The organism is Teichococcus vastitatis, from assembly GCF_003604215.1.
GTDB classification, from domain to species: domain Bacteria; phylum Pseudomonadota; class Alphaproteobacteria; order Acetobacterales; family Acetobacteraceae; genus Pseudoroseomonas; species Pseudoroseomonas vastitatis.
In genome coordinates, this window is record NZ_QXGS01000109.1 from 1 (window position 1) to 2,860 (window position 2,860).

Genomic DNA, 2,860 nt, shown 5'->3' on the forward strand with positions numbered 1-2,860 from the left:
TCTCCGGCGACGCCGTGCCGACGGTGCTGCTGGCTGATCATCAGAGCACCGGCGGCTACCCGAAGATCGCCACCGTGATATCCACGAGCCTGGATCGTTTCGTGCAGCTTCGCAGTCGCCAGCGCGTGATGTTCCGGGCTGTCTCGGCGCGAGAGGCCGTCGGCATCGTCCGCAGCCGCGATCTGGCACAACAGCGCTATCTGGATGCACTCCGGCAGCTCAGCCTGGAGTAGCGGAAGAACCAGAGACCGGCTCGAAAGCAGCCAAAGGCCCGAAAGCACAGGTGGGCCATCAAGCGCACATTCGCCTGGATCAACCGCTTCCGCCGCCCCGCCATCTGCTACGAGCGCAGGCTCGACATCCACCACGCTTTCACCGCGCCACCGCACTGATCCTGGCGCGAAGTCACCCGAATGGTGGTTCAGCGCCGGACGCTATGAGGCCTGCTATGTCCTGCCATGTCGGCGTCTTGTCTGCCCTGGCGCCCCGTCTTGTTCATGCGGCCGCACCTCAACCGCGGTCTCACGCGCCTTCGGTGTAGATCGTGGCACGGCGTTGCTGGAAGTTATGCTCCACCGCGAGCCGGGTGATGGCGGCCGCGATCTTGCGGCCGCCCCGCACCGAGGGCTCGATCGGGTTGGCGAAGTCCGCAGCCTCGCTGCAGACCAGGCGCAGGTCGATCACCGGCAGGCCGTGCCGAAAAGCCTCGCGCAGGATCATGTCGTTGAACAGCGCCAGTCCCGTGATTGCCAGCCGCTGCCGCAGCGCGTCGGGGAAGCGTGGATCGTAGATGGTACACAAGGCGGTAGGCAGGCCGCGGGCCAGCACCGCCTCAAGCATCGCCCGATAATCCTCGCGGAACCGCTCCACCAGGTCGGAGAGGCGGGCAAGCGCCTCGCCGACGCTTCGCGCCGCCTCGCCGAGCACGCCTTCTGACCGCAGGGCGTCATTGCCTCCGGCACTGACAAAGAGACGGGTTGCCTCCTGCGGCACTTGGCCGAGCTGGCGCGGGACACCACTGACGCGCGCCAGGACCATGATGCGCCCGAGCATTACCTGGGCATTTTGGTTGAGTATGACGGAACGGCGTGCGACGCTGCCTTGTGGAGGTGACGTCGATGACGAGCATTCCTGGTGGTGGAGCGGACCTGGATCATTGGCTGGCGCCGTTCCTCGAGGTGATGGGGCGCAAGACCCGCCGCACCTGGGCGCCGCTCTACCTGCGGGGTCTGCTCGGGCCCGGCGAGCGCAAGAGCCTGCAGCCGATGGCCGCCCGCCTGGGGCTGGGTAGCCACGACCAGCTGCAGCACTTCATTGCCAGCCCGGCCTGGGATGACGCGCCGCTCTGGTCCGTGCTGGCGCAGCAGGCGGACAGGCTGGTCGGTGGCCCGGCGGCCTGGCTGGTGATCGACGACACGGCGCTGCCCAAAAAGGGCGCCATGTCGGTGGGCGTGGCACCGCAATACTGCGGCCAGCTGGGCAAGAAGGCGAACTGCCAGTCGCTGGTGTCGCTCACCCTGGCACAGGGCGAGGTGCCTGTCCCGGTCGGCCTGCGGCTGTTCCTGCCGGAGGAGTGGATCGGCGATCCGTCGCGCTGCGCTCAGGCGGGTGTGCCGGAAGCCGCGATGGTGCCGCAAGCCAAGGGCGAGATCGCGCTCGACGAGCTGGACCGGCTGCGTGCCGCAGGCGTGCGGTTCGGCACGGTGCTGGCGGATGCGGGCTACGGCGCGAGTGCGGCGTTCCGCCAGGGCCTCGAGGCCCGGGGCCTGCGCTGGGCGGTCGGCATCCCGCGCAACCAGAAGGTCTACAGCGCCGCCGTGCAACTGGTGCCGCCGGCGGGGCGCGCCCGCAAGCCGGTCCCCGATGAGCAGCCCGTGGAGGCGGAGAAGGTGCTGGGCGACCTCTCCTGGCGTCGCATCGCTTGGCGGCAGGGCACGAAGGGCGCACTGGCGGCCCGGTTCGTCGCGGCGCGCATCCGGGTGGGCGACGGCGCCGTGTGGGGCAACAACCGGCACCTGCCGGGTGACGAGGCCTGGCTGGTGGGCGAATGGCGCTCAGGCGGCGAGCGGAAGTACTACCTGAGCAACCTGCCTGCCGACACGCCACTGCGGCTGCTGGCATCTGCCATCAAGGCACGCTGGGTGTGCGAGCAGGCGCATCAGCAGCTCAAGCAGGAACTCGGTCTCGGACACTTCGAGGGACGCTCCTGGACCGGCCTGCACCGACACGCGCTGATGACGTGCATCGCCTTTGCCTACCTGCAGCACCTCCGCCTTGCCGCGCACCGCCGGACGAGGCGGGGGAAAAATGCGGCCTCCGATGCCGGGCCCGCCACCCTCGCCGAGCCTGCCCGCGGTGCGCCGCGCCATCCTCGATCGCTTGTTCAGCCACATCACCACGCCAATTCGATGTCCGCACTGCCGACGCAGGTTCCTGACACCTTCGCTTGAAGTGCCCAGGTAGTGCGAGAAGGTGTAATGCTGCCGGACGGACGGGGTTGGCACGAGCTACTTCTGAAGCAGAGGTCCAGCCTGCGGCAGAGCAGCGGCGCTGGTGATCGCGCACAATGCCGCTTCGATTGGCGAGGAACACCCGGCTCGGCTCTCTGAAAGCTCCCGGCTCTGACAAAAGTGACGGCACATCAGGGCTGATGCGGCACGAGATGCCGGGTTTATCGGATGAAAGTCGGCCGAGGGCAGGGGCTGGCAAGAGGTTTCCGTAGTGCCTTGCATGAAGCGCTAACCCTCAGATCCGGCAGGGTCTCTCCGGAAGCGGAACGGCGATTTTCGGGCGCCCAGAGGCCGCAACTGACATCACAGGCAGGCGGGTTGAGCCGCCGCTGTCGCCGCAACTACGACAG

Annotated in this window: 2 protein-coding genes and 1 pseudogene; 2 read left to right on the forward strand and 1 reads right to left on the reverse strand. The window is 68.1% G+C overall.

All coding sequences use genetic code 11. The features are described 5' to 3' along the window. Nucleotides 1-233, forward strand: a pseudogene (locus D2K64_RS23200) (hypothetical protein); the annotation flags it as partial. A gap of 289 nt (nucleotides 234-522) precedes the next feature. Here D2K64_RS23200 and D2K64_RS23210 read toward each other — a convergent pair. Beyond that, nucleotides 523-1,038 carry an SGNH/GDSL hydrolase family protein gene (locus D2K64_RS23210; protein ID WP_157986095.1) on the reverse strand — a complete coding sequence of 172 codons (516 nt, stop codon included), beginning with the start codon at nucleotides 1,036-1,038 and terminating at the stop codon, nucleotides 523-525. 80 nt (nucleotides 1,039-1,118) lie between these two features. On the opposite strand from D2K64_RS23210, the gene D2K64_RS23215 reads away from it, so the two are divergent. Then, complete coding sequence (locus tag D2K64_RS23215) at nucleotides 1,119-2,450, forward strand: IS701 family transposase (RefSeq protein ID WP_120010765.1); 1,332 nt, start codon at nucleotides 1,119-1,121, stop codon at nucleotides 2,448-2,450. Nucleotides 2,451-2,860: the final 410 nt, after the last annotated feature.

Coding starts and splice junctions, on each gene's coding strand:
- D2K64_RS23210 (WP_157986095.1), bottom strand. CDS start 1,038: ATGGTCCTGGCGCGCGTCAGTGGTGTCCCGCGCCAGCTCGGCCAAGTG.
- D2K64_RS23215 (WP_120010765.1), top strand. CDS start 1,119: ATGACGAGCATTCCTGGTGGTGGAGCGGACCTGGATCATTGGCTGGCG.